Origin of the sequence: Streptomyces buecherae, from assembly GCF_014295035.1 — a bacterium.
GTDB classification, from domain to species: domain Bacteria; phylum Actinomycetota; class Actinomycetes; order Streptomycetales; family Streptomycetaceae; genus Streptomyces; species Streptomyces youssoufiensis.
This window is the reverse complement of the sequence record NZ_CP060404.1, coordinates 2,367,108-2,388,030: the sequence shown is the minus strand read 5'-3', so window position 1 is coordinate 2,388,030 and position 20,923 is coordinate 2,367,108. Positions and strand designations below refer to the sequence as shown.

Sequence of the window (20,923 nt, the reverse complement as noted above, 5' to 3'; positions counted from 1 at the left end):
CCGTGCGGCGGAGGGTTGCCGCCCGGCGCGCGGCGGGGCGGCGTCTCGCTCGTGGGGGAGCGGGCCCGTCGCGCGGTGGAGCGAGGAGCGCCGGCGAGGTGGACAGCACCGTCTCCGGCAACACCGCCGCTGGTCGCGGTGGTGGTATCCACAACGGTTCGCGTGGCACGCTGACCACGACCAGCAGCTTCGTCAACGGCGGCAACACCGCCGCCAGGGGCGGTGGCATCGCCGCCGTCGACGCCACCGCGACCACCCTGACCAGCACCCCCGTCAGCGCCAACAAGGCGTTGCTCACGGCTGGTGGCATCTACCGTCGAAACGGCACCATGACGCTCACCACGTCACCCGTCGGCGGCAACGCCCCCAACAACTGCGTCGGCAGTTCCCCCGCCGTACCTAGCTGCGTCGGCTGACGGACCGCGCTCGCGGGGTCCCACCAGGCGCCCTGCTCAGCAGGGGAGGGTGGTACGACCCGCGGCGCCGGTGGCGCCAGCCACGCCGTTCGCGGTGGTCGTGGCATTGGTGCCGTTACCGCCGGGCTTGCCCGGGCACACCGGGCTGGCCGCGCCACCGGCTCCGCCGATGCCGCCCTTGTAGCCGCCGCCGACGGTGGAGGCGCCGCCGTTGCCGCCCTTGCCGCCGTTGATCCCGACGCCGGCGTCACCGACGCCGCCTACGCCTCCCTTACCACCGGTGCCACCGAGAGCGGCGGCTCCGCCGGTGCCGCCGCTGCCACCGTTGCCGTTGGCTCCGCCAGCGCCGCCCGTACCGCCGACGCCACCCGTGCTCCCGACGCCGTTGGCGTTACCGCCCCAACCTCCGTTGCCACCGTTGCCGTTGGCACCGGCGGCGCCACCCGTGCCGCCGAGTCCCCCGACTCCGCCGTTGGTTCCCGTGCCGCTGACTCCGTTGGCGCCCGGGACGCCGAGGATGCTGTGGATCTGGGTACTGTTCGCACCGGCCTGGGGCGTCGCGGAGGCGAGCGTGGGGGTGAAGGCGAGGCCGGTCACGGCGATCGCGGCGATCAGTAGGGGTCGAGTACCGGAGATGGCGCGTAGAGAGCGCATCAGGTACGCCTTTCAGTTTGTGTAGTCAGAGAAGCTCTCTGACTTACAAGCCTCACCCTATGCCCGATTAGCCGAATTTGCTCCAAGTGGAGCCAAATATCTTAAAGATATACAGATGAGCAAAAAATGACACCTTGTTAGTGGGGGCGGGTGTGCGCCGGACACACCCGCCCGGGACTCGTGAACGGGGGCGCGAGGTGACCTCGTCGCGGAGCGTTCCATCCGGGGGCATTCCGGAGCGCGGCCGGCCGCGCACCCGCACGTACCGACGCTCGTGGGCCCGCCGAACCGCCGGAACTACACCAGGCTGTCCCGCCACGCCTGGTGCAGGTCGGCGAAGCGGCCCCGGCCGGCGATCAGCTCCGACGGCGGGCCGTCCTCGACGATGCGGCCCCCGGCCATCACCAACACTCGGTCGGCGATCTCCACCGTGGACAGCCGGTGCGCGATGACGACGGCCGTACGACCCCGCAGCACCGTGTCCATCGCCCGCTGCACGGCCCGCTCGCCCGGGATGTCGAGCGAGGAGGTCGCCTCGTCCAGGATGAGCACGCCGGGGTCGGCGAGCAGCGCCCGGGCGAAGGCCACGAGTTGCCGCTGACCGGCCGATATTCGCCCGCCCCGCTTGCGGACGTCCGTGTCGTACCCGTCCGGCAGCGCGGCGATGAAGTCGTGCGCGCCGATGGCCTTGGCGGCCCGCTCGATGTCCTCCCGGGTGGCGTCCGGCCGGCCGATGGCGATGTTGTCGGCCACGGTGCCGGAGAACAGGAACGCCTCCTGAGTGACCATCACCACCCCCCGGCGCAGGTCGGGCGTGGCCAGCTCGCGCAGGTCCACGCCGTCGAGCAGGACGCGCCCGTTGTCGCGCTCGCCGGCCGGCACCGGCGGCGGGTCGTAGAACCGGGCCAGCAGCTTGGCCAGCGTGGACTTGCCGGCACCGGTCGCCCCGACCACCGCGACCGTCTGCCCGGCGGGCAGCGTCAGGTCGAAACGCGGCAGCACCTCGCCGCCCGTGCGGTACGCGAACCGCACCCCGTCGAAGACGACCTCCCGGCCGGGCCGCCCGGCCGGCCGCTCCGGCAGCGGCTTGGGGTCCGCCGCCTCGGGCACCGACGGGCGCTGGGCCAGCAGCCCGGCGATCTTGTCCAGCGAGGCGGCGGCGGACTGGTAGGCGTTGAGGAACATCCCGAGCCGGTCGATCGGGTCGTAGAGCCGGCGCAGGTAGAGCGCCGCCGCCGCCAACACGCCCAGCTCCAGGCCGCCCGAGGCCACCCGGTAGGCGCCCCACGTCACGATCGCGGCCACCGCGAAGTTCGCCACCAGGCGCGAGCCGACCACGTACCGGGCCATCTCCAGCATGGCCGTGCCGTTGACCCGCTCGTGGCTCGCGTTGAGCTTGCCGAAGTCCCGCTCGTTCGCCCGCTCGCGGCGGAACGCCTGCACCGGGCGGATGCCGTTCATCGTCTCGGTGAACTTGACGATGAACGCCGCCGTCGCCGTCGAGCGCTCGGCGTACACGCGCCGGGAGCGCCGCTGGAACAGCCGCACGAGCAGGATCAGCGGGGCGAACGAGGCGATGGCCGCGGCGCCCAGGCCCCAGTCCAGGTAGAGCAGGAGGAAGGAGATGTAGATGACGGAGAGGATGACGCCGAGCAGCTCCTCCAGGCCCTCGGTGAGCAGCTCGCGCAGCGACTCGACGTCGGAGGTGGAGCGGGCGATCAGCCGGCCCGAGGTGTAGCGCTCGTGGAAGTCCACGCTCAGCGCCTGTCCGTGCCGGAAGATCCGGCCCCGCAGGTCGAGCAGCACCCCCTGGCTCACATAGGCCGACACGCGCACGAACGCGTACTGCAACAGGCCGGCCAGCAGCGCGCTGCCCAGGTACGCCACGGCCACGGCGATCAGCGGCCCGTTGTCGTCGGAGCGGAAGGCGGGCACGGCGGTGTCGATCGCGTACGCGACCAGCAGCGGGCCGGCCTGCACGGTGGCCTGCTGGAGCAGGATCAGCACGGCCGCCAGCCACACATGGCGACGCAGCGGCGCGAGCAGGGTGCGCAGCAGCGTGCGCGAGGCGCCCTTGGGGGTGGGCAGGTCGTCCCGGTCGAACGGGTCGCCGGCGCCGGATGTGCTCGGGCCCGCACCGTCGCCGCTGCCGCCGTCACCTCCCGTACCGCCGTCGCCGCCGGTGCCCCCGCCGCCCGGTCCGCCGTGCCCGGACGGCCCGTCGCCCTGCCCGGGTCCTTCGCCGGGGCCGCTGCCGTCGGTGTGACCGCTGGCGACGGGCTCGCTGGAGACGCTCGTGGTCATGACTGGTCGCTCCCCTCGCCGGACATCAGTGCCGCGTACTCGGCGTTGGTACGCAGCAGTTCGTGGTGGGTGCCCACGGCGCTGACGCGGCCGTGGGACAGCAGGGCGACCCGGTCGGCGAGCAGCACCGTGGAGGGGCGGTGCGCGACGACCAGGGCGGTGGTCTTGGCGAGAACCTGTCGCAGCGCCGCCTCCACCAGCGCCTCGGTGTGCACATCCAGTGCGGAGAGCGGGTCGTCCAGGATCAGGAAACGCGGGTTGCCGACGACGGCGCGGGCCAGCGCGAGCCGCTGCCGCTGGCCGCCCGACAGGCTGAGCCCCTGCTCGCCGACCTGCGTGTCGACGCCCCGGGGCAGCGCGTGGACGAACCCCGCCTGCGCCACCTCCAGGGCCCGCTCCAACTCGCGCGGCCCAGCGTCGGCCGCCCCCATCAGCACGTTCTCGCCGACCGTCGCCGAGAACAGCGTCGGCTCCTCGAACGCCACGGCGACCAGGGCGCGCAACTCGCCCCGGGACAGGGTGGTGATGTCCACGCCGTCCACGGTGATGCGGCCCTCGGTGTGCTCCAGGAGCCGGGGCACCAGCGCGGTCAGCGTCGTCTTGCCGCTGCCGGTCGTCCCGACCAGGGCCATCGTCTCGCCGGACCGGATGTGCAGGTTGACGCCGCGCAGCAGCGGCGGGGAGTCAGGGGGCGCGTCGGGATACCGGAAGGAGACGTCCACGAACCGCAGCCCGTCATGGGCGGGGTCCACCCGCCCGGAGGGGTCAGCCGATGTCGACGCCGACGCGGGTTTCGCGCCCGGCGCGGCGGCGGGCGCCGCGGGCGGGCCCGAGGCCACCGGATCGTGCGGCGCCGTCCCGGCGGCCTCCGCCGGGGCGTGCGCGAGGGAGGCGTCGGCCTCCGGCGCGTCCATCACCTCGAAGTAGCGGTCCGTCGCCGTCGCCGTGTCGTTGCTCACCGCGATCAGGAAGCCGATCGACTCCACCGGCCAGCGCAGCGCGAGGGCGATGGACAGGAACGCCACCAGCGTGCCCGCCGAGAGGTCACCGTCGGCGACCTGCACCGTGCCGAGCACCAGGGCCGCGCCGAGCGCCAGCTCGGGCAGCGTCATGATCAGCGCCCACAGGCTGGCCAGCAGGCTGCCCTTGCGCAGCTCCGTCTCCCGCAGCCGCATCCCCAGCGCACGGAACGCCCGCGCCTGGCCCCGGTGTTGCCCGAAGCCCTTGACGATGCGGATGCCGAGGACGCTCTCCTCCACGAGGGTGGTGAGGTCGCCGATCTGGTCCTGGGCCTTGCGCGCCGCCAGCGAGTACCGCTTCTCGAAGTACGAGCACAGGATCATCATCGGCACCGCGGGCACCATCAGGACCAGCCCGAGGTGCCAGTCCTGCGCCAGCAGGATGGCGAACCCGATCAGGATCGTCGCGCCGTTGACCACCAGGAAGGTGAGCGGGAAGGCCAGGAACAGGCGCACGAGCTGCAGGTCGGTGGTGGCCCGCGACAGGAGCTGACCCGAGGCCCAGCGGTCGTGGAAGGAGACCGGCAGCCGCTGCAGGTGCCGGTACAGGTCGGCCCGCATCGCCGCCTCCACCGAGGCCAGCGGCCGGGCCACCAGCCAGCGCCGGATGCCGAACAGCGCGGCCTCGGCCACGCCGATCGCGAGCAGCAGCGCGCCGCCGAGCCACGCGCCGCTCGGGTCCCGGTCGGCCACCGGCCCGTCCACGATCCACTTCAGCGTGATCGGGATGACCAGGCTCATACAGGAGGCGACGATCGCCACCAGCGCCGCGCTGATCAGACGCCCACGGATCGGCCGTACGTACGGCCACAGCCGCAGCAACGAGCGCACGGTCGACCGACCCCTCGCCGGTCCCGCGTCCTCGCGGGCGCCCCCCGGGGAGGGCGACTCCCGCTCCGTCATCGTCGCTTCACCTGTCGCAGCCATCAGGGGCGAGACTACGGTTCACCACTGACATCGCTCACTGGATTTTTTGGCCTACATCGCCGGACCCACGCCCCGCGCACCCCCGTGACCTCGTACGACACCCCACGCCGCGGTCAGGGAGCATCCGCCGGCACCCCATCCGCCCCGAGGCGCGACGGGGCGCACCGCGAACGGCGGCACGCCCCGCCGGCGCCGCCGGCGCGCAACCCCCCGCGCGGCGCGCCCGCCCCGAGCCGTGGGTGACCGGGCCGCGCGCCGACGAGCCGCCCGCGCGACGGGCGAAGGGAGCGCGCGCCGCCGACGGGGCGCCGAGCGAGGCCGACCGCCGGCGCCGGGGGCACCCAGCGTCGGCGTACCGTCACGGTCAGCAGCGCACGGGCCCCGGGGCAGTGGTACGAACCGCCAAGATCTGGGTGTCGAACGCGGAAATGGGGGGCCGCCGCCCGGTTCCGTGCCGCCGACCCCTGCGAACGGGGCGCGCGGAGGCGCATACTGAGACTAATGACAAAGCCTGCTGCTCCGAAGCGTCGTTTGCCTACCAGCCCCTTCAAAGCCCCGGTCGTCCCCGGGCCCAAGCACTTCGCCGTGGGTGACCAGGTCACCCACGACATGTACGGCCTCGGCCGGGTCATCGGTGTCGAGGAGGGAATCGCCGCGCTCGTGGACTTCGGTCCGGCGCAGATGCGCATCCTGAGCCCGTACGCCAAGATGACCAAGCTGTAGCACCGCCGTGCCCGCTCGCGGCACGCCAGGCCCCGCAGGGGGCCTGTAACCCATAGGGAGACCTCTCATCGAACCGACGCCGCTGTTCTCCGCTCCGGAAGGGCAGCCCCGCCGTTCCGCCACAGCATCGCCGTCTCCAGCGACCAACCCCTTCCAGGCCGCGGACTTCGGGGAAGACGACACCGCCCTGGACGAGGACGCGCAGCGACCCGCCGCCGGCCCGCGCGCCGCGCGTTCCACCGCCGCCTAGCTCGGCACGTGCGACGGCGGCGGCGCCCGCCGGGCGCTGGCCGCCCCCGTCGCCGAACTCGACTGACGCGGCCGGCACTCACCGAGTGCCGGCCGAAAGCGCGCCGGGCGAACGCCCCGGCCGCATCCGAACCCGCCGGGCGAGGCGGCACCCGAGCACCCTCGCCCGGCCCCGGTAACCACCGGCCCCGGCGACCGGCTCGGCCCCCGCGTTCGCGCGCCGTGCTCCCCCGCCGCACCCGGGTGCCGCCTCCCCACGAGTCCCCGCTCGGCGGGGGCGGCCCCTTCCGTAGTGGGTCAGTCCGGAGTGAGTCGTCCCCGCGCGTGCGGGGACGAGCGCCCGTGACCTCGCCCCCGCGACGGGCCGCCCGCTAGCCCGCGGCCGGCCCGTCGCGCTGTGCTGACGCCGCCGGAACCCCGTCCCCCCGTACGCCGGTTGGCCTGCCCGCCGCGCGGCGCGCGAGCGCCGTGACCGTCGGCGGACCGGCGGCTCGCCGTGCTGGCCAGGGGCCCGCGTTCCCTGTCTGACTTGGAACGGAACGGTGACATTCGCAGTCAGTCCACTTTCCATACGTTGTGGTTATCTATCGCCATGCGTGCAGGTGTTCGCACGATGGGGGAGCCGCTGGGCGCGGCCGTTTGAGGGGAGACGACCGTGGTGAACGTGCGGGGCATGGCCGGGGCGCGACGGCGCCGGGGGCTGCTCGGGGTGCTGCTGGGGACGATGGTGCTGCTGGTGTCCGCCTGCGGTGGTGGCGACTCGGGTGACGAGGGTGACAAGGGTCAGGGCAAGGGTGGCGACAACAAGGCGTCGCGGGCCGTGGTCTCCATCGCGCCGCGCGACGGCGCCGTCGACGTCGGTACCAGCGGCGTCCTGAGGGTCACCGCCGACAAGGGCAAGCTCAGCTCGGTCAAGGTGGCGGACAGCAAGGGCAACGTTGTCGCGGGCAAGATCACCGACAACGGGGCGAGCTGGCGGCCGACCGGCCATCTGGGCGCCTCCACCAAGTACACGGTGGACGCCGTCGCCAAGGACGGCGAGGGCCGCGAGTCGGCCAAGCACGCGACGTTCACCACGCTGGTCCCCAAGGACACCTTCGTCGGCCACTTCACCCCCGAGAACGGGGACACGGTCGGCGTCGGCATGCCGGTCTCGCTCAACTTCAGCCGCGCGATCACCAACCGGGCGGCCGTGGAGCGCGCCATCAGCGTCACCGCGCAGCCGGCCGTGCCGATCGAGGGCCACTGGTTCGGCAACCAGCGCCTCGACTTCCGCCCCGAGAAGTACTGGGCCGCGGGCACCAAGGTCACGCTCAACCTGCGGCTCGACGGCGTCGAGGGCACCCGCGGGGTCTACGGCACGCAGGCCAAGACCGTGAAGTTCACGGTGGGGCGCAGCCAGGTCAGCACCGTGGACGCGAAGACCAAGAAGATGACGGTCGAGCGGGACGGCAAGGTCATCAAGACCCTCCCGATCACCGCCGGAGCGCCGGGCACCGAGACGTACAACGGCACAATGGTGGTCAGCGAGAAGCACACCGTGACCCGGATGAACGGCGAGACGGTCGGCTTCGGGGGCGAGTACGACATCAAGGACGTGCCGCACGCGATGCGCCTGTCGACCTCGGGCACCTTCATCCACGGCAACTACTGGTCCGGCCGGCCGACCTTCGGTTCGGTCAACGCGAGCCACGGCTGCATCGGCCTCTTCGACCAGCGCGGCGGCGGTGACAGCTCCACGCCGGGCGCCTGGTTCTTCCGTAACTCGCGGGTCGGCGACGTGGTCGTGGTCAAGAACTCGCAGGACGAGACCATCAAGCCCGACAACGGCTTCAGCGGCTGGAACATGCCCTGGTCGGAGTGGACCGCCAAGCAGTGAGCGCCCGTGGCCCCGCGCTCGGCCGCGGGGCCCGGCCGGCCACCCGGCTGTGATCTGCGCCGGGTGGCCTCCCGTCGCCCTGTTAGCGGGCGCTAACCTGCGCTCATGACTGAGACTGTGCACCTTGAGGTCGCCGAAGGCGTCGGCGTCATCCGCCTGGACCGCCCGCCGATGAACGCGCTGGACGTCGCCCTGCAGGACCGGCTGGGCGAGCTCGCCGCCGAGGTCTCCGGCCGCGCGGACGTGCGCTCGGTCGTCCTGTGGGGCGGCGAGAAGGTGTTCGCCGCAGGGGCGGACATCAAGGAGATGCAGGTCATGGACCACGCCGCGATGGTGGCGCGGGCCCGCGGCCTGCAGGACGCGTTCACGGCCGTGGCCCGCATCCCCAAGCCAGTGGTGGCCGCCGTGACCGGGTACGCGCTCGGCGGCGGCTGCGAGCTGGCGCTCTGCGCCGATTACCGGATCGCCGCCGACAACGCCAAGCTGGGCCAGCCCGAGATCCTGCTCGGCGTGATCCCCGGCGCGGGCGGCACCCAGCGGCTGCCGCGCCTGATCGGCCCCTCCAAGGCCAAGGACCTGATCTTTACCGGCCGCATGGTGAAGGCCGACGAGGCGCTGTCCCTCGGCCTCGTCGACCGGGTCGTGCCCGCCGACGAGGTCTACGCGCAGGCGCACGCCTGGGCGGCGCGACTCGCACAGGGCCCGGCGATCGCGCTGCGCGCGGCCAAGGAGTCGGTGGACGCCGGCCTGGAGACCGACATCGACACCGGCCTGACCATCGAGCGCGGCTGGTTCGCCGGGCTGTTCGCGACCGAGGACCGGGAGATCGGCATGCGCAGCTTCGTGGAGGAGGGTCCGGGCAAGGCCAAGTTCCGCTGATACCGGGCGAGTTGTCCACGGGGCCCGCCGACGGTGGGCCCCGTGCCCCGTGTGGGCGAATCGTGGGCGCGCGAGCGCGTGTGGCCGCGCTGGTGCGCACGCGCCGTCGCACACAACGTCATCACGTGCATGCGTGACGTCACGCCAGGTCAGGCAGGCAATCGAACGGTTGTACGTGCCTTTGGCATATGTCGTGGCGGAGTTGTGTGGCGTTGCGTACGGGCGTGCCGAATCCCACGGTTCCGCCCCGAGGCGCCCGCTCGGCGGCCATGATGGGGGCATGGCGGGCTTGGAGGGAATGGACCAGTCGCGCCGGGAAGCCGAATCCGCTCCCGCGCGCTGGGTGACGACCATTGACGATGAACTCGCCACGAAGGCGCTCGATCTCTATGGCAACCCCGCCGCGGCGGAGGTGCGGCTGCTCTCCCGCCCCGAGTCGGCCGCCGCCGCCCGCCGGCTGACGCAGAACGTGGTGCTCCGCCAGTGGGGCCTCGGCCCCCAGATGGCCGAGCACGCGGTGCTCCTCGTCTCCGAACTCGTCGGCAACGCCGTGCGGCACACCGGCGCCCGCGCCTTCGGGCTGCGCCTGCTGCGTCGGCGCGGCTGGATCAGGGTCGAGGTCCGCGACCCCTCGCGCGGGCTGCCGTGTCTGATGCCGGTGCACGAGCTGGACGTCAGCGGGCGCGGCCTCTTCCTCGTGGACAAGCTCTCCGACCGCTGGGGCGTGGATCTGCTGCCGTGCGGCAAGACGACGTGGTTCGAGATGCGCGCGCCCGAGCGATGACCCCGCCTCGGCGGCGGATCGGGCGAGGGGGGCGCGGCCCCGGGTAGCAGCGAGGAGGCCCCCGCCGCGTGCCGGACGCGGCGGGGGCCTCCTCGTATCGCTGTCGCCACGGCGCGAGGGGGTGTGGCCGTGGCGTTGCTCGACGACCTGGCCCGGGTCAATGGGGGTCGCTGCTTCGACTATCGCAGACAGGGTGCGAGGCTTTCAAAGCGGCACGGGGGGCGTAGGTGCCCAAATGCGACATTTTAGATGTCAAATTAAGGTGAACTGCGCCACGTGCCTTGTAAGCAGCGGGTGAATGTCAAAAATATGTAAGGAATACATGCGACCCTCAGGTGCTTTCAAGGGTCTGGACAAGGCGTCGGGAACTTTCTTTGCCAGTCGTGCGTCGGCCGTACGGCTGGTCGTCTTGGCAGCGTCCCCGCGACCGTTCACGATGTGGGGAAGTGTCATGTTCCTGCCTTCCGTTGCACGTCATTCCCCCCGCACCGCGCGCGTGGTCCGCCCCCCCCCCCGCACGGACGCGCGCACCGCACGCCCGGCGGCCGAACCCGCGCCGACGGTGCCCCACCGAACCACGGACTCGGGAGACCCCATGGAAGACCACGCCCCCCACGCCTCCCGCCGCAACGTGTTGCGCGGCGCCCTGCTCGGTGCCACCGCCCTCGGGCTGGTGAGCGCCGCCGCCCCGCTGGCCGCGGCCAGACCGGACTGGCGGGCCGGTGACGTCGACTACCCGGGGGCCCGCTGGGCGCCCGCGAGCGGCGAGAACTTCACCGCCTCCAACCGGCCCGACGCGTACCCGATCGACTTCGTCGTGATCCACGTGACGCAGGAGACGTTCAAGGACACCATCGACATCTTCCAGAACCCCGCGAAGCAGGTCTCGGCGCACTACGTGGTGCGTTCGGCGGACGGCCTCGTCGGGCAGTGCGTGCGGGAGCGGGACATCGGCTGGCACGCGGGGAACTGGAACTACAACACGCGCAGCGTCGGCATCGAGCACGAGGGCTGGGTGGACAAGCCCGAGTACTTCACCGACGCGCTCTACCGGTCATCGGCCGCGCTGACCGCCTCGCTCTGCGACCGGTACGGGCTGCCGGTGGACCGTCAGCACATCATCGGACACAACGAGGTGCCCGGCGCGACGCACACCGACCCGGGCCGGCACTGGGACTGGGCGCGCTACCTCAGGCTGGTCAAGGCGTCGCTGCGCTGAGGAGTGCCGGTTGGCTACGGCGCCACGCCGAGGGGTCGCTAATGTGTGCTGGTCAAAGCAACCACACGAAAAGGGGCGGCCCAGGTGGCGGACATCGAGGCGGCGCGCACGGCGTTTGAGCGGTACGACCTGGACAAGGACGGATACATCTCCGCGTCCGAGTACAAGAGCGTGATGGCCCAACTGGGGGACCCGTTCGTCACGGAGTCCGTCGCGGAGGCCATCATCAAGTCGGCCGACGGCAACCAGGACGGCAAGCTTTCCTTCGACGAGTTCTGGGCGATCCAGAACCGCTGACGGTCCGTCGAACTGCCCGGAGCCCCCGTGGACCGGCGCCCCGCGCGTCGCTCCCGGGGGCTTCCGGCGTCCTGGGCCCGACGCGTCCGCGCCGCCTCGCGCGGGAGCGCGGCGCGGTCGGGCCCGGCGCGGTGGGGCGCAGCGCGGTGGGGCTCAGCGCCCGCCGCGCCGTTGGGCGCTGGCGCGCCGACGTCGGTCGTTGCACAGCAGGCAGCGGCCCCAACCCGGGGGCAGGGGGTCGTCCTTGTCCCCGTACAGCGGGTCCGTGGCGCCGCGCGGGTGCTCCGCGCAGCCCGTGCTGCCGTGCCCGGCCCCGAGCGCGCCGGCCGCGGCCAGCGCGCGCCGCAGCGCGTCCGTGAGCTGGTCGGTCTCCAGGGCGGACGGCTCCGATCCCAGCGAGAAGGCGATGTCCGAAGCCGTGGTGAGCGCGCTCTGGAGCTCGCGTACATCTGCGTAACTCATACGGGGAGCCTAAGCGCTCCCTCTGACAACGCCTGCGGACACCGCCCGTGACCTGGCCTTTCGCCGTGGCTGGCCGGCTCGCGGGCCGCCGGATCACCGGATCGCCGCGCTGTCGGGCCGCCGGATCACCGGGCCGCCGGGCCGGTGGGCGAGGTCGGGGCTAGGAGGTGGCCCAGTCGCGCAGGGCCGCCTCGCTCCCGAAGTCGGCCACGTTCTTGTCCAGCGGCCGGTCGGTGTACTGGTGGATGCGCCACCTGGCCTTGATGCGGGGCTTCCCGGCCGTCACGTAGTCGGCTATCCACAGGCCGTCGCCCGCGTACGAGGTGGTGTCGTGGTTGAGCCAGAACGTGCGGTTGCAGTACAGCAGCACCCGGTGGCCCGGGCGCAGCCGCTTGACCTCGCGGATGAACCTGTCCTTCTCGGCGTTGCTGGCGTGCGTGCCCTCGCTGGTGTTCTCCCAGTCGACGGCGAGCAGGTCGTCCTTCTTGGACGCGCACTTCTCGACGAAGTACTCGGCCTGGGCGGTGAGGTTGCCCGGCCACAGGAAGTGGTAGAAGCCGACGACGCAGCCGGCGTTGCGGGCGCGGCTGGCCTGCGCCGACTGCTTGGGGTTGATGTACGAGCGGCCCTCGGTCGCCTTGACGAAGACGAACGAGAGCCCCTCGGTGCTGAAATCGCTCGACTGGTGCGAGCTGACGTCGATTCCGCGCAGCATCGTGCTGCCTCCCGAGGTGATGGGGGGATAGGAGGTGGGGCGTGGTGGGGGGGGGTGGGGGGTGGCTTGTTCTTCTTGTTCCCGGTAACGGACGGTACGGAACCGCTCACGGACGCCCAATGGTGGCGGTTGCCCGGCGGGCGCGGTCAGCGAGTGGGAGCCGGCGGATACGCGCGGCGCGCCCGCTCCGCCAGTTGGCGCCCGTGCGCGGCCAGTTTGCCCCCGCGCGCCCAGGCCAGCAGGAGCGTGTAGCGCGCCGCGTCGTCGTCCAGCGGCAGGAAGACCACGCCGGGCAGCGGCGCGGGGACCGGGAAGGTGGGCACCGCCGCGCTGGCGGCGCGCACCATCGCCGCGGCCACGGCCCCGTCGGTGGCGCGGGACAGGCGCAGGTCGACGCCGCTGTGCCCGACGGCGCCCAGCAGTCGGCGGCGCAGCGTGCCGTGGTGCGAGTCGACGAGGACGCACGTGTGGGGCGCGAGGTCGCGCAGGGTCACCGAGCGCCGGTCGGCGAGCGGGTGTCCCTCGTCGAGGCCGACGAGCAGCCTCTCGTGGGCGACGACGGCGCTCTCGACGTCGGCGGGCGGCGGCCCGTCCAGGCAGGGGAAGTGCCGTACGAGGGCGAGTTCCACCTTCTGGGCGCGCAGCAGGTCCAGGAGAGCGGCGCTGGACTCCTCGGTGCGCACGTCGAGCGGGGCGCCGGGCAGCAGCGCGTACAGGGCGCCCACGAGGGCGGGCAGCGCGGGGTGGCCGACGGCGCCGACGCGCACCGTGTCGACCGGGCCGCCCGGGCCCGGCCAGGGGGTGGCGCGCTCGGCCGCGGCGTCCAGCAGCCAGTCGACCAGCGGGAGCAGTGTGTCGGCGCCGCCGAGCACGAGCCGCCCCGCCGCGGTGGGCGTCGTCCCGCGCGGGCCGCGGCAGAACAGCGTGACCCCGGCGCTGCGTTCGATGCGCTGGAGCCTGCGGCTGACGCTCGCCTGGTGGGTGCCGAGGGCGCGGGCCGCGCCGGCCAGGCTGCCCGCGGTGGCGATGGCGCGCAGGACGCGCAGGTCATGGATTTCCAGCGTCATGACCAACAGACGTGCCGGGGCGGCCTAAGGATGTGCGGGGCCCGGCGATCGGTGCGTGGTGGCCGATCGGCGCGGTGGGCACGATGGCACCGCGGCCACTGGCGCCGCGCTCGCGCACCAACTCGTCGTGCGCCACGGCCAGTAGCCGCGCGAGCGGCGGCAGCAGGACGGCCGCCGGGTTGCCGGGCAGCGTGGCGAGCCAGTGCCGCATGCGTGAGGGCAGGTCGATGACCCGGCGGTGGACGGTGCCCGGCGCGACCGGGCGGATCTGCTGGGTGAGGGCCACGCAGCCCTGGTGCCGGATGACGTCGCAGCGCGGGCCCGACACCGGCACGTCGTAGCTGATCCTCGGCTCGAAGCCGAAGGGGCCGCACAGCTTGCGCAGCGCCTCCTGGCAGCCGTCCGGGCCGAGTACGGAGATCCACTCCTCGGAGGCGAGGTCGGCCATACGCAGCGCCGGGACGCGGGCCAGCGGGTGGTCCTCGGCCAGCGCGAGGAAGACGGCGGTCTCGGCCACCGGGGCCAGCACGAGCCCGTCGGTGGCGGGCTGTTCGACCTCGGTGCTCATGCTGAACAGCCCGATGTCCACCTCGCCGGCGCGCAGCAGGGCGTTCAGCTCGGACGAGGAGTCGACGGTCACGATGCGCAGTTGTCCCTCGGGGCGCAGTTGCCACAGGCAGTTGAGCAGCGCCTCGGACAGCGGGCCCGCGTCCCAGCCGACGCGCAGCGTGCGCCGCTGGTGTTGTCGGTGGGCGTGGAGTTGGGCGTCGAGTTCGTCGAAGCGCCGGACGATGGTCTCGGCGTGGCCGAGCACGCTCTCGCCGAGCGGGGTGAGCCGGACGCCGTAGGTGTCGCGCTGGAACAGGGCGCCGCCGAGCAGGCTCTCCAGACGGCGGACCTGTCGGCTGAGTGCGGGCTGTGGCAATCCGAGTTCTGCCGCCGCTTTGTTGAGGCTGCCCGCGGTCGCTACGGCACAGAGATTGCGCAAATGGCGAAGCTGCAACTCCATGGCCACGAAGATATGCCGCGCGAGTCCTGAACGCCAGAGTCAGGAAGGGCAATTCATGAACGCCGGACTTTCCTCTGTCGCGGCCTTCCCCGGCGCGCCGTGGAGCGGGTGTTTGTGCCGTTTGCCCGCCGGTCGCGCTCCGACCTGTGGCCCCATTGCGGTTTTTGGTCCGTACCTTTTTGCGCTACGCGCGCAGCGTTTTATCGTCGCGTCGAGGTATGCGCGCAGGGCATAGCCCGCTGACACTACCCGGGCATTCGGTGAAGCGTGAAGATCCTGCTGGCGGTCTCATCCCGGAACGGCCCCACCGTGGCCGTGCGCGGAGCAGGTCATACGAGTCGTTGGCGAGGTCGAGACATGTTCAACTCTGAACCACTTACCGAGCGGTGTGGCGCGCTGCTGCCGACCGTCTCGCACGTGTGTATCGGAGTCAGCCCCTTCAATAGCTATTTCAACACGGAGCGGCTGACGGCACTGGCGAAATGGGCGTTAACTCGGTTCGAACAGTGCCATTTCTTCATCCCGGACACGGTCACCGCGTACACCCTGGAGGCCCTCGGCTACTCCCCGGGCCGGGCGCGGCACAAGGCCAGCCGACAGGGCCAGTACGCGCACAACAAGGTGGCCGCGGCGCTGCGCGCGCTCGACGTGCCGGAGCCGGAGCGGCTGATCCTGGGCATGGCGCGGCTGGCGGAACACCCGCGCTACCGCGAGCTGGTCGAGGAGGCGGGCACGCTCTTCGAGCGGGACGCCGCGTTCCGGGCGGCCTGCCTGGAGGCCACGCACTGGGTGCTCGACCGCAAGCTGCCGCCCGGGGACACGCCCACCGACGAGCAGTCGCTGCTCGCCGTGCGCTACTTCATCGCCGAACTCCCGCTGTTCGCCGACTCCGGCGGAATCTGCGGCGCCGGGGCCTCGCTGTTCGTCTACCACCAGCGGGTCGCGTTCCTGGAGAAGTTCTACGCCGGAGAACTTCCCTGGCGACCCGCCCCGGGACAGGGATTCCTCGTCGTACGGGAAAAGGACGACAACACGCCGGACCTCTCCCTTATCGGAGTGGGCGGCTGATGGCCGCCGAAGCGGACCGGCTCGACGATTACGCGCTGACCCGCGTGCCGGACGAGGCCCGGCATTCCTGGATATCCGTCGCGGTCCAGCGATTCGGTCAGGTCTCCTCGTTCCAACAGTTTCTGGTGGGCGCCGTCCTCGGTTTCGGAATGGACTTCACCGACGCCGTCATCGCCATCACCGTCGGCTCGGTCCTGTTGGAGATCATCACGATTCTGCTCGGCATAGCCGGCGTTCGCGAGGGATTGTCGGTCTCGCTGCTCGCCCGCTGGTCCGGATTCGGGCGCAAGGGCTCGGCACTGGTGGGCCTGCTGATCGCGTTGAGCCTCGCCGGTTGGTTCGGCGTGCAGAACGGGGTCTTCGCCCAGGGAATGCACGATCTCGCCGGCGGAACTCCGGAATGGGTGTGGGCGCTGATCGGCGGCGCGGTCATCACGGCGATCACGGTGTACGGATTCACCGTGATGGCCTGGACGGCCTACCTGACCGTGCCCGCCTTCCTCGTCCTGGCCGGCTACTCCATCGTCGACGCGCTCTCCGAGCACTCCGTCGGCGACCTCATGACCTCCGCGCCGGCCGGGCCCGCCATGTCGCTCGCGGAGGGCACCACGCTGGTCTCCGGCGCCTTCATCCTGGGCGCGCTCATGACGCCGGACATGACGCGGTTCAACCGGCGCCCCTCGGACGTCGTCAAGCAGACGCTGATCAGCGTGACGCTGGGGGAGTACCTGATCGGGCTCACCGCGGTGCTCCTCGCGCACGCCGCCAGGACCTCGGACATCGTCGGCATCATCACCTCCTCCTCCGGTGTCCTCGGCACGCTCGTGCTGGCCACCGCGATCCTGAAGATCAACGACTGGAACCTCTACTCGTCCTCGCTCGGCCTGGTGAACTCCATCGACGTGCTGTGCGGCCGACGGGTCAGCAGACGCGCGGTCACGCTCGTCATCGGGGCCGCCGGCACCGCCCTGTCCGCCGTCGGCATCGTGGACAACTTCACCGACTTCCTGGAAACCATCGGCGTCCTGGCGCCGCCGGTGGCCGGCGTCATCATCGCCGAGTACTTCGTCGTGCGCCGCTTCCGCGCCGAACTCGACCGGGCCCGCGAGAGCGGAACGCTGCCCGCCGGCGGGGCCGACTGGATGCCGCTCTCGCTGGTGTGCTGGGCGGCCGGCGCCCTGGTCGGCGAATACCTGGAGAGCGGAATTCCCGCCGTCAACGCGGTCGTCACCGCGCTGCTTCTGTACTCCGTCGTCGGAAAGCTCACCGCGCCCCGGCGCACGCCCCCCGTTGACCATTCCCCGCCCCCGCTGGCCGAGGTCAACACGACCCAATCCGGAGGTTGATGTGCTGCCACTGATCACAAGGGAACAGCTCCGCAAGGAAATCGCGGCCAATGCGGTCGTTGTGATCGACACGATGCCCGCCGACTACTACGCGCGCGAACACCTGCCCGGCGCGGTCAACATCCCCGGATTCCCCTACGAGGAAGCCGCCCGATTCGCCGAGGAACTCGCGCCGCGACTGCTCCCGGACCCCGGCGTACCGCTGGTCGTCTACTGCGCGAACGTGCCCTGCCGCAACAGCGAACTCGTGGGGGCCCGGCTCGTGGAGCTCGGCTACGCGAACGTGCGCAAGTACCGGGAGGGAATCGAGGACTGGGTCAGCGGCGAACTGCCGACGGAATCGGCCGCCGCCTGACCCCGTGCCCCGCGGCAGCGCGGCCAACGCGGCAGCGCGAGGGCGCCGCACCGCACCGGCGCCCTCGCCACGGCCGCGCCGCGACCGCGCCATCCGCACCACCATCCGCGATCGCGACACCGCGGGGCGGCACGACGGGCACCGCCGGCGCACCCCCAGGCCCGGCCCCGCCCGGCTCACACGGCAACCCACCGCACCACAACGAGAGGACGAGCCCCATGCTCCGTAAGTCAACCGTCATCGCGACGGCCGTGACCGCGCTCCTGATGGGGGCCGCGCTGCCGGCCGCCGCGTCCCCGGCCCCGCACGGCGCCGCCCGGCAGGTCACGGCGGAGCCCTCCGTCGTCGACGTGACGGCCGCCAACTACGAGCAGGTCATGCGGATGTCCGCCACCCGCCCGGTGGTGCTCAACTTCACCGCGTCCTGGTGCCACTGGTGCCAGAAGATGAAGCCCTACCTCCAGCAGTACAACACCGCGGACAACGGTTCCTGGGTATGGGCCCGGGTGGACGCGGACGCCAACCGCGCGATCCTGCAGAAGTACGGCGTGCGGGGCCTCCCCACGCTGATCAACGTGCAGAACGGACAGGAGGCCGGCAGCCGCATGGTCGGCTACGACGGGCCGCAGGCCCTGCGCACCTGGCTGAACAACCTGTAACGGCGCCACGTGCCGGGCCGCCCCGCCGTGCGCGCCGGCGGCCCGGCACCCCGTGCGCAACCCGGACGCTTCCCCCACCCCATGGCCTGAGACCGCCACTCCAGGCCCGACCGGGCCCGCGCCGTGCCCCACGGCCCGGCCCCTGACCGGTCCGGGCCCGCCCGCGCCCCCACGCGGGCGGGCCCGGGCCCGCGAACGGGGCCCGGCGCCCACCCTGACCGGCGCCGGGCCCCGTTCCCCAACCCCCAAAGCCCCCCGCGCGACGAGAGGTTCACCATGACGAAGAAGACGCTCCCGCGTTCGGCGGTGATGGCAGCCGCCGCCTGTGCCCTGGTGCTGCCGCTGATCGGGCCGGCGCCCGCCGCCGGCGCCGACACGCCCGCGCGCGCCGGTGACACCGGCGTGTACGTAGTGCACCTCCTGCGCACCGACGCGACACCGGAGGCGGTCCGCGCGGCGGCCGAGCGGCTGGTCGCCGACGCCGGCGGTCAACTGCGCCGCACGTACCACGCCGCGCTCCAGGGCTTCTCGGTCACCCTGACCGAGGCCCAGGTGGGCGCGTACCTCAAGGACACCCGCGTCGGTTCGGTCACCCGCGACCGCGCCTACCGCGTCGCCGGCGCCCTCGACACCCGCCCGCACCGGGGCCGGGTCGCGCCCTGGGGCCTGGACCGCATGGACCAGCGCGACCTGCCGCTGGACGGCACGTACACCGCCCCCAACAGCGCGCCGGACGTGCCGGTGTACGTCGTGGACACCGGCGTGCGCGGCAGCCACGAGGAGTTGCGCGGCCGGGTCACCGCCGCCTACGACGCGATCCGGGACCGCGCCGGCGGATGGGCCACCGACTGCCACGGCCACGGCACCGCCACCGCGTCGCTCGTCGCGGGCGCGCGCAGCGGAGTGGCGAAGCAGGCCCGGATCGCGTCCGTGCGCGCGCTGGGCTGCGACGGCACGGGGCGCCTGGAGCACCTGGTCTCGGCCGTCGACTGGATCAGCGCGCACGCCCCCAAGCCCGCACTGGCCAGCCTCGGCTTCTCCGGCGAACCCGGCTCCGTACTCGACCTCCAGCTCTACGAGATGGCGGACCAGGGCGTCGCCTACACCGCGCCCGCCGGCAACGGCGACGCGGACGGCCAGCCCATCGACGCCTGCGACGCGACGCCGGGCCGCCAGACCACCGCGCTCACGGTCTCCGCGACGGACCAGGCCGACCGCCGGATGGCCGCCGCCAACACCGGCTCCTGCGTGCACCTCTTCGCGCCGGGCGCCGGCATACCCGTGGCCAGCGGCCTCGGCGACCGGTACTACACCCGGCTCAGCGGCACCTCGGCCAGCGCGGCCCAGGTCGCCGGCGTCGCGGCCACCTACCTCCACGAGCACCCCGACACCTCGGCCACCGACCTCGACGCCGCGCTGGCCCGCGCGGCGACCCCGGACCGCGTCCAGGACCCGGGCGCCGACACCCGGAACCTGTTGGCCTACGTCGGACCCACCGACGCCGCGACCGGCCGCGGCCCCGCGCCCGCCGACCGCACCGGCGCGGCCGAGGCCCGGACGGGGCAGCGGTGATGGGCGGCCCCGTGCGGGACACGATCGTCATCGGCTCGGGCCCGGCCGGCTACACCGCCGCCCTCTACACCGCGCGCGCCAGCCTGCGACCACTGGTCTTCTGCGGCGCGCTCTACGTCGGCGGCGCCCTGATGACCACCACCGAGGTGGAGAACTACCCCGGCTTCCCGGCGGGCGTGCAGGGCCCCGACCTGATGGCCGACATGCGCGCCCAGGCCGCGCGGTTCGGGGCCGAACTCGTGGACCGGGAGGTGGTCTCCGTCGACCTGACCGGCCCCGTCAAGGAGGTGACCGACGACCGGGGCGCCACCCACCGCGCCCGCACCGTGATCGTCGCCACCGGCTCCGGCTACCGCAAGCTCGGCCTGCCGCGCGAGGAACAGCTCGCGGGCCGGGGCGTGTCCTGGTGCGCGACCTGCGACGGGTTCTTCTTCAAGGGGCAGGACCTCGCGGTGGTCGGCGGCGGCGACACCGCCCTTGAGGAGGCCACCTTCCTCTCCCGCTACGCCCGCTCCGTCACGGTCGTGCACCGCCGGCAGACGCTGCGCGCGTCCAAGGTGATGCAGGCCAGGGCGTTCGCCGACGACAAGATCAGCTTCGCGTACGACAGCGAGGTGGTCGCCCTGCACGGCGACGCGCGGCTGAGCGGCGTGACCCTGCGCGACCGGCCCACCGGCGCCACCCGGCCGCTCGCGGTGACCGGTCTCTTCATCGCGATCGGCCACGATCCGCGCAGCGACCTGTTCGCCGGCCAACTCGATCGCGACGCGGCCGGCTACCTGCGCGTCCTGGCGCCCTCCACGCAGACCAACGTGCCCGGCGTCTTCGCCGCCGGCGACGTGGTCGACCACACCTACCGGCAGGCCATCACCGCGGCCGGCACCGGCTGCGCCGCGGCCCTGGACGCCGAGCGCTACCTGGCGTCGCTGGCGGACGTGCGCCGCGCGGGCGAGGAGGCGCGGGCGGCCCGAGCGGACCAGGAGGCGCCCTCCGTGCCACAGCGGGCGGTCTCCTAGCGGCGGCGCCGCGACGAGGGCGCCCCGGGCCCCGGCCTCGGACACGGGGCCGGGGCCCGGGTGCGCCGGCACGGGGCCGCGCCGGACCGCGCGCGGGCGCGCGGGGGACGGACGTGGGCGCCGTACGTGGACGTGGGCCCGGTATGCCGGCGTGGCCCCGTGCACCGGCAGGGGTCCCGTACGCCGGTGCGCACCCCGTGCACCGGCACCGCCCCGTACCTCGAACGGGGCTCGGGCGGCGCGCGGTGGGCCGGCGGTGGCCTGGGGTGTGTGACGGTCGCCGTCGAGAGTCTGGGCTTCGGGA

General features: G+C 72.8%; 20 protein-coding genes. 13 read left to right on the top strand and 7 right to left on the bottom strand.

All coding sequences use genetic code 11. The features are described from left to right. The first annotated feature begins 98 nt into the window (after positions 1-98). Positions 99-416 carry a hypothetical protein gene (locus H7H31_RS08730; RefSeq protein ID WP_187064486.1) on the top strand — a complete coding sequence of 106 codons (318 nt, stop codon included), beginning with the start codon at positions 99-101 and terminating at the stop codon, positions 414-416. A gap of 36 nt (positions 417-452) precedes the next feature. Here the strand turns inward: H7H31_RS08730 and H7H31_RS08725 are convergent, their stop codons facing one another. The 3 genes from H7H31_RS08725 to H7H31_RS08715 form a co-directional block, all read right to left on the bottom strand. Continuing rightward, positions 453-1,070: a hypothetical protein gene (locus H7H31_RS08725; RefSeq protein ID WP_187064485.1), complete on the bottom strand. Its 618-nt coding sequence runs from the start codon at positions 1,068-1,070 to the stop codon at positions 453-455. Between the two features lie 297 nt (positions 1,071-1,367). Further along, positions 1,368-3,374, bottom strand: coding sequence for an ABC transporter ATP-binding protein (locus tag H7H31_RS08720; protein WP_232109745.1), 2,007 nt, complete (start codon positions 3,372-3,374; stop codon positions 1,368-1,370). Then, on the bottom strand, positions 3,371-5,296 hold the full coding sequence (locus H7H31_RS08715) for an ABC transporter ATP-binding protein (protein ID WP_187064501.1): 1,926 nt from the start codon (positions 5,294-5,296) through the stop codon (positions 3,371-3,373). Before H7H31_RS08715 ends, H7H31_RS08720 begins: the two co-directional genes overlap by 4 nt. A 525-nt stretch (positions 5,297-5,821) precedes the next feature. On the opposite strand from H7H31_RS08715, the gene H7H31_RS08710 reads away from it, so the two are divergent. The 6 genes from H7H31_RS08710 to H7H31_RS08685 all read left to right on the top strand — a co-directional run bounded on the left by H7H31_RS08710 (position 5,822) and on the right by H7H31_RS08685 (position 11,350). Further along, on the top strand, positions 5,822-6,043 hold the full coding sequence (locus tag H7H31_RS08710; protein ID WP_176164234.1) for a hypothetical protein: 222 nt from the start codon (positions 5,822-5,824) through the stop codon (positions 6,041-6,043). A 922-nt stretch (positions 6,044-6,965) separates the two neighbouring features. Next, positions 6,966-8,171 (top strand): L,D-transpeptidase, encoded by a 1,206-nt coding sequence (locus H7H31_RS08705; RefSeq protein WP_232110271.1) that lies wholly within the window; start codon positions 6,966-6,968, stop codon positions 8,169-8,171. A gap of 105 nt (positions 8,172-8,276) precedes the next feature. Continuing rightward, positions 8,277-9,050: an enoyl-CoA hydratase/isomerase family protein gene (locus H7H31_RS08700; protein WP_187064484.1), complete on the top strand. Its 774-nt coding sequence runs from the start codon at positions 8,277-8,279 to the stop codon at positions 9,048-9,050. 280 nt (positions 9,051-9,330) lie between these two features. After that, positions 9,331-9,834, top strand: a complete 504-nt coding sequence (locus H7H31_RS08695; RefSeq protein WP_176164236.1) for an ATP-binding protein — start codon at positions 9,331-9,333, stop codon at positions 9,832-9,834. Between the two features lie 595 nt (positions 9,835-10,429). Next, positions 10,430-11,053, top strand: a complete 624-nt coding sequence (locus tag H7H31_RS08690; protein ID WP_187064483.1) for an N-acetylmuramoyl-L-alanine amidase — start codon at positions 10,430-10,432, stop codon at positions 11,051-11,053. 84 nt (positions 11,054-11,137) lie between these two features. Then, entirely contained in the window at positions 11,138-11,350 is a 213-nt protein-coding gene (locus H7H31_RS08685) for an EF-hand domain-containing protein (protein WP_176164238.1), read from the top strand. A 153-nt stretch (positions 11,351-11,503) separates the two neighbouring features. On the opposite strand, the gene H7H31_RS08680 is transcribed toward H7H31_RS08685, so the two are convergent. The 4 genes from H7H31_RS08680 to H7H31_RS08665 form a co-directional block, all read right to left on the bottom strand. Beyond that, positions 11,504-11,812 carry a hypothetical protein gene (locus H7H31_RS08680; RefSeq protein WP_176164239.1) on the bottom strand — a complete coding sequence of 103 codons (309 nt, stop codon included), beginning with the start codon at positions 11,810-11,812 and terminating at the stop codon, positions 11,504-11,506. Positions 11,813-11,972: 160 nt separating this feature from the next. After that, a complete protein-coding gene (locus tag H7H31_RS08675) occupies positions 11,973-12,527 on the bottom strand; it encodes a glycoside hydrolase family 25 protein (protein ID WP_187064482.1) in 555 nt (184 codons plus the stop codon). Positions 12,528-12,673: 146 nt separating this feature from the next. Next, positions 12,674-13,594, bottom strand: a complete 921-nt coding sequence (locus H7H31_RS08670) for a LysR family transcriptional regulator (protein ID WP_187061320.1) — start codon at positions 13,592-13,594, stop codon at positions 12,674-12,676. Then, positions 13,575-14,603 (bottom strand): LysR family transcriptional regulator, encoded by a 1,029-nt coding sequence (locus H7H31_RS08665; protein ID WP_187061319.1) that lies wholly within the window; start codon positions 14,601-14,603, stop codon positions 13,575-13,577. The genes H7H31_RS08670 and H7H31_RS08665 overlap by 20 nt, the downstream gene beginning before the upstream one ends. A gap of 357 nt (positions 14,604-14,960) precedes the next feature. Here H7H31_RS08665 and H7H31_RS08660 point away from each other — a divergent pair, with 357 nt between their 5' ends. The 6 genes from H7H31_RS08660 to trxB all read left to right on the top strand — a co-directional run bounded on the left by H7H31_RS08660 (position 14,961) and on the right by trxB (position 20,619). Then, entirely contained in the window at positions 14,961-15,671 is a 711-nt protein-coding gene (locus H7H31_RS08660) for a tRNA-dependent cyclodipeptide synthase (protein WP_187061318.1), read from the top strand. Then, positions 15,671-17,017: a purine-cytosine permease family protein gene (locus H7H31_RS08655; RefSeq protein WP_187061317.1), complete on the top strand. Its 1,347-nt coding sequence runs from the start codon at positions 15,671-15,673 to the stop codon at positions 17,015-17,017. The genes H7H31_RS08660 and H7H31_RS08655 overlap by 1 nt, the downstream gene beginning before the upstream one ends. Position 17,018: 1 nt before the next feature. After that, the gene (locus H7H31_RS08650; RefSeq protein ID WP_187061316.1) at positions 17,019-17,372 is read left to right on the top strand and encodes a rhodanese-like domain-containing protein; all 354 of its coding nucleotides are present in this window, start codon (positions 17,019-17,021) and stop codon (positions 17,370-17,372) included. A 218-nt stretch (positions 17,373-17,590) separates the two neighbouring features. After that, positions 17,591-18,031, top strand: coding sequence for a thioredoxin family protein (locus H7H31_RS08645; RefSeq protein ID WP_187061315.1), 441 nt, complete (start codon positions 17,591-17,593; stop codon positions 18,029-18,031). A 276-nt stretch (positions 18,032-18,307) separates the two neighbouring features. Continuing rightward, positions 18,308-19,603, top strand: a complete 1,296-nt coding sequence (locus tag H7H31_RS08640; RefSeq protein WP_187061314.1) for a S8 family peptidase — start codon at positions 18,308-18,310, stop codon at positions 19,601-19,603. Continuing rightward, positions 19,603-20,619 (top strand): thioredoxin-disulfide reductase, encoded by a 1,017-nt coding sequence (gene trxB, locus H7H31_RS08635; RefSeq protein WP_187061313.1) that lies wholly within the window; start codon positions 19,603-19,605, stop codon positions 20,617-20,619. The genes H7H31_RS08640 and trxB overlap by 1 nt, the downstream gene beginning before the upstream one ends. Positions 20,620-20,923: the final 304 nt, after the last annotated feature.

Bases quoted from the DNA above. Each gene is read 5' to 3' on its own strand.
- H7H31_RS08675 (WP_187064482.1), bottom strand. From the start codon at position 12,527: ATGCTGCGCGGAATCGACGTCAGCTCGCACCAGTCGAGCGATTTCAGC.
- H7H31_RS08720 (WP_232109745.1), bottom strand. From the start codon at position 3,374: ATGACCACGAGCGTCTCCAGCGAGCCCGTCGCCAGCGGTCACACCGAC.
- H7H31_RS08640 (WP_187061314.1), top strand. From the start codon at position 18,308: ATGACGAAGAAGACGCTCCCGCGTTCGGCGGTGATGGCAGCCGCCGCC.
- H7H31_RS08715 (WP_187064501.1), bottom strand. From the start codon at position 5,296: ATGACGGAGCGGGAGTCGCCCTCCCCGGGGGGCGCCCGCGAGGACGCG.
- H7H31_RS08705 (WP_232110271.1), top strand. From the start codon at position 6,966: ATGGCCGGGGCGCGACGGCGCCGGGGGCTGCTCGGGGTGCTGCTGGGG.
- H7H31_RS08680 (WP_176164239.1), bottom strand. From the start codon at position 11,812: ATGAGTTACGCAGATGTACGCGAGCTCCAGAGCGCGCTCACCACGGCT.
- H7H31_RS08655 (WP_187061317.1), top strand. From the start codon at position 15,671: ATGGCCGCCGAAGCGGACCGGCTCGACGATTACGCGCTGACCCGCGTG.
- H7H31_RS08700 (WP_187064484.1), top strand. From the start codon at position 8,277: ATGACTGAGACTGTGCACCTTGAGGTCGCCGAAGGCGTCGGCGTCATC.
- H7H31_RS08670 (WP_187061320.1), bottom strand. From the start codon at position 13,594: ATGACGCTGGAAATCCATGACCTGCGCGTCCTGCGCGCCATCGCCACC.
- trxB (WP_187061313.1), top strand. From the start codon at position 19,603: ATGGGCGGCCCCGTGCGGGACACGATCGTCATCGGCTCGGGCCCGGCC.
- H7H31_RS08665 (WP_187061319.1), bottom strand. From the start codon at position 14,603: ATGGAGTTGCAGCTTCGCCATTTGCGCAATCTCTGTGCCGTAGCGACC.
- H7H31_RS08725 (WP_187064485.1), bottom strand. From the start codon at position 1,070: ATGCGCTCTCTACGCGCCATCTCCGGTACTCGACCCCTACTGATCGCC.
- H7H31_RS08660 (WP_187061318.1), top strand. From the start codon at position 14,961: ATGTTCAACTCTGAACCACTTACCGAGCGGTGTGGCGCGCTGCTGCCG.
- H7H31_RS08645 (WP_187061315.1), top strand. From the start codon at position 17,591: ATGCTCCGTAAGTCAACCGTCATCGCGACGGCCGTGACCGCGCTCCTG.
- H7H31_RS08695 (WP_176164236.1), top strand. From the start codon at position 9,331: ATGGCGGGCTTGGAGGGAATGGACCAGTCGCGCCGGGAAGCCGAATCC.
- H7H31_RS08690 (WP_187064483.1), top strand. From the start codon at position 10,430: ATGGAAGACCACGCCCCCCACGCCTCCCGCCGCAACGTGTTGCGCGGC.
- H7H31_RS08710 (WP_176164234.1), top strand. From the start codon at position 5,822: ATGACAAAGCCTGCTGCTCCGAAGCGTCGTTTGCCTACCAGCCCCTTC.